Annotated in this window: 4 protein-coding genes, 1 tRNA gene and 1 pseudogene; 4 read left to right on the top strand and 2 right to left on the bottom strand. The window is 36.5% G+C overall.

Translation table 11 applies throughout. The features are described from left to right. Together K737_RS05305 and K737_RS05300 are read right to left on the bottom strand one after the other, a co-directional pair. Window positions 1-526: cell cycle transcriptional regulator TrcR (locus K737_RS05305; RefSeq protein WP_023491281.1), on the bottom strand; the 526-nt coding region annotated here is incomplete at its 3' end. A gap of 16 nt (window positions 527-542) precedes the next feature. Next, window positions 543-617: transfer RNA gene (locus tag K737_RS05300), tRNA-Glu, on the bottom strand. Between the two features lie 361 nt (window positions 618-978). Between K737_RS05300 and K737_RS08990 the strand changes: the two are divergent. From K737_RS08990 to murB, 4 genes and pseudogenes are all read left to right on the top strand, one after another. Next, window positions 979-1728, top strand: a pseudogene (locus K737_RS08990) (IS5 family transposase). Between the two features lie 101 nt (window positions 1729-1829). Beyond that, complete coding sequence (locus tag K737_RS05285; protein WP_006301424.1) at window positions 1830-2939, top strand: glycosyltransferase; 1110 nt, start codon at window positions 1830-1832, stop codon at window positions 2937-2939. A 165-nt stretch (window positions 2940-3104) separates the two neighbouring features. Continuing rightward, window positions 3105-4547 carry a UDP-N-acetylmuramate--L-alanine ligase gene (murC, locus tag K737_RS05280; RefSeq protein ID WP_006301421.1) on the top strand — a complete coding sequence of 481 codons (1443 nt, stop codon included), beginning with the start codon at window positions 3105-3107 and terminating at the stop codon, window positions 4545-4547. Between the two features lie 4 nt (window positions 4548-4551). Next, complete coding sequence (murB, locus tag K737_RS05275) at window positions 4552-5475, top strand: UDP-N-acetylmuramate dehydrogenase (protein WP_024161486.1); 924 nt, start codon at window positions 4552-4554, stop codon at window positions 5473-5475. Window positions 5476-6005: the final 530 nt, after the last annotated feature.

Here is a 6005-nt window from a genome sequence, read left to right as displayed (position 1 = left end):
AATTTTTATGATAAGAAGGGCTGCGCTCTTCACTTAAGGCAATCAACTGCTCTAAAGATTCCTGTGTACACAAACCTATCAAAACAGGATTTTTCGGTGTTAAACTCTTGATATCCCAATACATTCCAGAACGAATAGCATGAACGGTGCTTTTGGTGGTGGGAAGAAATTTAACAATATCGGTGTCTTTAAGGTCTGGATAAAACCGCACTAACCACAACACTCCATTTCGAATTTCTTTTCGTTTTGCCAAGCTTACGTAAGCTTTTCGTTTCTTTTGACAGGTGCCCACCTTTCGATTTAGCATCAATACAGCACTAGGATCTCCTTCACAACGAATAATTTCTTCTTTTGTAAGGTCCCCCAGCATAACTGGATCCATAGAAGCGATGTTCCCCTCGCCGTTGGCCAAAGCTTCTATCTGAAGCTCATGCATTCGACAAAATTCAGAAATTTGTTGAAATGTAAGTTTTGTATTATCAATCAACCATAAAGCAACTGCTTTTGCCATTAAAATTTTTTGCATTTTTATCCTGGTAAAATGGCATCTCCAGCGGGAATCGAACCCGCGCTACCGCCTTGAAAGGGCAGCGTCCTAACCGCTAGACTATGGAGACAACTATTTGTTATTTTATCATCTTTCAGAAAAAAGTCAAATCCTTTTACAAACTAAAATTTTTTGGAAGGCAGTTAAAGATGAAATTTTTTTGGAATTACTAAAAATTCTAATTGATGTAGAAAAACATTAATAAAAATTAATTTATCGTTTGGTTAGAAAAAATAGGCAAGAAAAATCAAAGACAAAAACAACTTTCCTTATGAGGTATTACAAAAATATTTTATTTTGAAAAAAATCTTTTTTCGTGCATTTTAGCAACACACACAAATGTTAAAGTAAGCTATTCGTTTCCTTAGATGATGTCGTCATGAGATAAAATATAATATAACAGGAATCAAAAATTTTATTTTTTAAGAGAAATAACGCAATCGCACAAAAGACACAACATATCAGAGAAATCTTGGAAAATACTTGGCCTTATCTGCCAGAAAAAAAATGGGAGTTAGGGAGGGAAAAGCAAAAGACAATCGTTAAATTCTGTTTTGTGGATTTTAAGAACGAGTTCCCCTTGGCGAGATATTCCCCCTTGCTATGGAGTTTGGAAAAATACGCACAGAAGATTTTTCAGATGGAAAGATAAAGACAATTTTGGAAAATCTTTTAGAAAAATTGATTGTTGATCCAAACTATGAGTGGCGGATTATATGCCAGCCATATAAAAGTGCATCCTTATGCCGCAAAGGTTAAGGAAGGTGGGCCAGGATATGGGGGGCTGCACAAAAAGGGGATCAACACGAAGCCACAATATAAAACTTAATTTGGCTGTGGATGCCCATGCCGGTTAGAGTATTAACATCGGGTATGGTTGCTAATTGCAAACAAGCTAGCCAGCGTTTTGAAGGAATAGACGCTCAAAATCTTCTTTCAGATAAAGGATATGATACAAATCAAATCGTTAATGAGGCGAGAAAAAATAACATAAATCCTGTTATTCTCCCGAAAAAATAGAAAAGAACAAAGGGAACACAATAAAGATATTTCAAGCTTAGACATCTTGTAGAGAACATATTTATTCACCTGAAACGCTGAAGAGGAATTGCAACGCGATACGCAAAAATACTTCTTCATTTCTTAATTCCGTTCAAATTAGATACCTTTTCTTTGGTTGAACTTTTCGTGACGACACTATCTAGCCCCTTCAAACATTTAAGTATGGAAAAAAAAGAAAATTTATGGATAATCAAAAAAAGATTTAGAACAAGGTCAGAGTATGGTGCTGCTTATTGCTGGAGGGTCAGGAGGGCATATATTTCCTGCCATTGCCTTGGCACAAAGATTAAAAGATTTGTCGTACGAGGTATATCTTTTGACAGATCAACGGGGGGAACGTTTTATTACGCAAGATGTGTCTTTGTTCGATCATGTAGAAGTGCTTGAGAATTTTTCTTTTTCTTCTGGGCACAATAAGTTTTATTTGAAGCCTATAGCATTATGTTTTCAGATTTGGCTGTGGATTCAACAAACACGAAAATTTTTTCAACTTTATTCCAATTCTGCCCAGGCTTTTTTTAGTTTTGGGGGATTAATGAGTGTGATCCCCATGGCTTTGGGATGGTTTTTTTATAAATATGATGGGAAAAAAATCAAATTTTTTGCTTTACATCAATCAGATCGAGTGCTTGGACGCGCAAATCGTTTTCTTGCTAAATGGGTAGGAATACCTGTAGTGTTTACTGGATATCCTGAAACGTTAAAAGTTCCAAAAACTGTTTCTGTCATTCCGGTGGGAACTCCTGTACGTAAAGAGTTTTTTAAAATTCCTGATATTAAGTTTGAAAACGGTCCTTTGGGAATTTTGATTTTAGGAGGCAGTCAAAGCGCGTCTTTTTGGAGCAAAGTATTTTTAAACGCGCTGGAACTTCTTGATGAATCACACCGTCAGGCTTTTTGTATATTTCATCAATGCCCAGAAAAAGATCTTTCGTATGTGCAAGAACGGTATAACCAATTAAATGTTTCTTGCGATGTTCGAAGTTTTTTCTTATCTTTACCGGAAATTTTAAAGCAAGTACATGTGGTGTTCAGTCGGTGTGGTGCTTCTAGCGCAGCTGAATTGGCATGCTGTGGACGTGGAGGATTTTTTGTTCCCTATCCTTACGCAAAAGATCAACACCAAGATTACAATGCTGCTTTTTGGGTTTCTCAAGAAGCAGGGTGGTCTTGCCCTCAATCCGAATTAAATGAAGAGAAAATTGCATTCTTCCTTCAAGAGAGTCTAGAACACCCTCAGCGATTGTTGTATACTGGAGCTCGTGCGAAAAATTTTGGACGCAAAGATGCAGCAATGGCGATGATTCAATATTGGCAAAATGAGTTTTAAAAAAAAATATGAAAAAAAATAAAGGTATTTATTTGTTTTATTTGTAGTATTGGTTTTTGTATCGTTTTTTATTATAGTACATATGGATAAAAAAGCTGTTTTTGTGCTGTGATGTACGTTTGAAGTTTAAATGGAATGTTGTTAAAATAGGTTATTGTAAAAAGTATGACAAAAAAAATAGATAAATCCGTTCATTTTATTGGTATTGGTGGAATTGGAATGAGTGCCTTGGCTCGTGTGTGCTTAGAACAAGGGTACAGAGTATCAGGAAGTACGTTGTCAGGGGAAGAAAGTTTACTAACTTTTCTAGAAAAAATGGGGGCAAAACTTTATCAAGGACATGATGCTTCCTATATTTCCAAAGATGTTGATTATGTTGTAGTCAGTTCCAGCATTCAGCCAAAAAACGTAGAATTGTTGGAAGCAAAAAAATTAAATAAAACAATTTTACATCGCTCTCAGTTTTTAGATTACCTTATTTCGGGCTATAAAGTTATTGCAGTAAGTGGAACTCATGGGAAGACGACCACTACGGCCTTAATTGGACATATGTTAGATGTTGCTGGGATTGATCCTCTTATTATTACCGGTGGTATTATGCCGTTATACCAAAGTAACGTGCGCCAAGGAAAAGGTCCATGGGCTGTTATAGAGGCTGATGAATCTGATGGCACTTTTCTTAATCTTTCTCGTGTTGATATCGCGATTGTTACCAACGTAGAACCAGAGCACATGGAGTTTTACGGAACAGAAGAAAATTTATTTTCTTTTTTTTCTAGGTTTTTATTAAAAGCATCTCAAAAAAGGATTTTAGGTAATCTTGGATCTTTTTGTGACTTTTTTGTAAAACAAAACGAGTCTTCATTAAATATAACTTATGGAACTCAAGGATCTGTTTCCTGTAAAAATGTTTCTCCTTTTTTGGAAGGTACTAAATTTGACGTTATGTTGACAGGACCTTGCCCTGTTTTGTGGGAAGAATTAAAGCTAAAGCTTAGAGGGATTCACAACGTATACAACGCACTGGCTGCAGTATCTGTAGCTCAAGCTTTGGAAATAAAAGCGTCAGATGTTTATAAAGCCTTCTCTACCTTTGAAAGCGTTCGCAGAAGGTTGACGTATACCGGTTCAGCTCAAGGAGTGCATGTTCTAGATGATTACGCTCACCATCCCACAGAAGTCAAAGCCGTATTAGAAGCGTTACGGTGTCACTATCCAAAGCAAAAGATTTTTGTTATTTTTCAGCCTCATCGTTATACAAGACTTCAGTATTTAATGGAAGGATTTGCAGAAAGTTTTTCCAACGCGGATGAAGTGATGGTTCTTCCAGTGTATAGCGCGGGAGAGCACCCTGTAGAAGGAATAAACTCTAAAACTTTGCTAGAGAAAATTCAAAAATTCCATGATAAGGCCTACATTTTTTCTGAATGGAGCTTAAGTTTGCCAGACTTATGTGACCATATTGCACGATTTTCAACTCAAGAGGATATTATAGTTTGCTGCGGAGCTGGAGACATTACAAAGCTTGCTTACGCTTTACCTGAAGCGCTAGAGCGTGTATTAACTGGAGTAAAAACTACAGTTAATGCTTCTTTGGTATGGAGGTAAAGAAATGAATTTATGGGCTTTAAAAGGTTCTTTAAAATTATATGATCGTTTAGATGCTCATACGTGGTTTCGTGTGGGGGGACCTTGTTTGGGAGTTTTTTCACCTTTAAACATTCATGATCTTTGCCAATTTATTCGACAGGTTTCAAAGCCGTATCGAATATTAGGTGCTGGATCAAACGTTTTAGTTCACGACGAGGGATGGCCAGGATTTGTTATAAAATTACAAAAAGGGTTTCATTCTATTACAGTAGAAAACCATCGCATTCGGGTCCAAGCAGGTGCTTTAGATCGAGTTGTTGCACAAACAGCACAAAAAGCAGGGCTTTCTGGTTTAGAGTTTTTGTATACAATTCCAGGGACGATAGGAGGAGCATTAGCACTGAACGCAGGATGTTATGGTCACGAAATTTCGAATGTGCTTGAAGAAGTTACCGTCATGAGTCCTTCAGGAGAATTGCATGTTCTTAGCCCAAAGGAATTAGGGTACGAATATCGTCGATGTGCTCTCCCCTTTGGGTGGATTTTTATTGAAGCTGTATTGTCTTGTACTCCAAGCGATCCCTCCAAAATTTTAGAACTTATGCGTAGATATGTTCAGCAGCGACAAAATAGTCAACCTTTACAAGTGCGCACAGGGGGAAGTACTTTTAAAAATCCCCCGGGAAGTTTTGCCTGGAAGTGGATAGATGCAGTAGGAGCAAGGGGAGAGCGTCTTGGAGATGCCCAGTGTTCTTCAACCCACTGTAACTTTTTAATTAATTTGGGGAATGCAACAGCACAAGATTTGTGGGCTTTAGGCAGTCAAATTCAAACTCGAGTGCGGTTAGCCCATCAAGTAAACTTGGAATGGGAGATTCATATTTGGGATGAGACTTTGTTTTTCCAAAGTCAACAAGAACAGTATGCAGCGCTGGCTTCTTATTAAGATCAAACCATGGAACTACAAAATTTAAACCTAAAAAAAGATTGCGCCCATTTTGATATTTAAGTGTTCAGCTTCTTTCGAGCTTCGTGCATTAAGCTTTTCTTTAAATTTCGCCTTAAATCTTTTTTAAAATTTAATTTCTTAAGAAAGCTATTTATATTTGTATTCATCTCTGTACAATAAAAACAGCATCTAACTTGTGTTAAATGCTGTAATGATAATGAATTAAGGAAGCTAGTGAATTATTTATTTAATTATAAATATATTGTGGTGGCCCCTTTACCTCAAACTTAAACTTTTTTAATACTTCGTGGTCTGCATTGTGATGTTGGATGCGGGGAGGAAGGGCATAAGTGTTGAAAGTGTCAAAATAAATGTTTAACAGCATTGAAATCCTCTCCTTAAATAATAATTAATGTTTTAATAAAAGATTTCTCTAGATCTAATGTAAATTGAAATAATGGAATTTTGAAGCCATGCAGTTTCTTTCTAGCCTTGTATATTAAAAATAATAAAGCTGTAATCAGAAT

Origin of the sequence: Holospora undulata HU1, from assembly GCF_000388175.3 — a bacterium.
GTDB classification, from domain to species: Bacteria; Pseudomonadota; Alphaproteobacteria; order Holosporales; family Holosporaceae; genus Holospora; species Holospora undulata_A.
The sequence above is the reverse complement of the archived record's forward strand: the minus strand, read 5'-3'. Positions and strand labels throughout refer to the sequence as shown.

Excerpts from the sequence above, each read along its gene's own strand:
- K737_RS05285 (WP_006301424.1), top strand. The coding sequence starts at position 1,830 with ATGGTGCTGCTTATTGCTGGAGGGTCAGGAGGGCATATATTTCCTGCC.
- murC (WP_006301421.1), top strand. The coding sequence starts at position 3,105 with ATGACAAAAAAAATAGATAAATCCGTTCATTTTATTGGTATTGGTGGA.
- murB (WP_024161486.1), top strand. The coding sequence starts at position 4,552 with ATGAATTTATGGGCTTTAAAAGGTTCTTTAAAATTATATGATCGTTTA.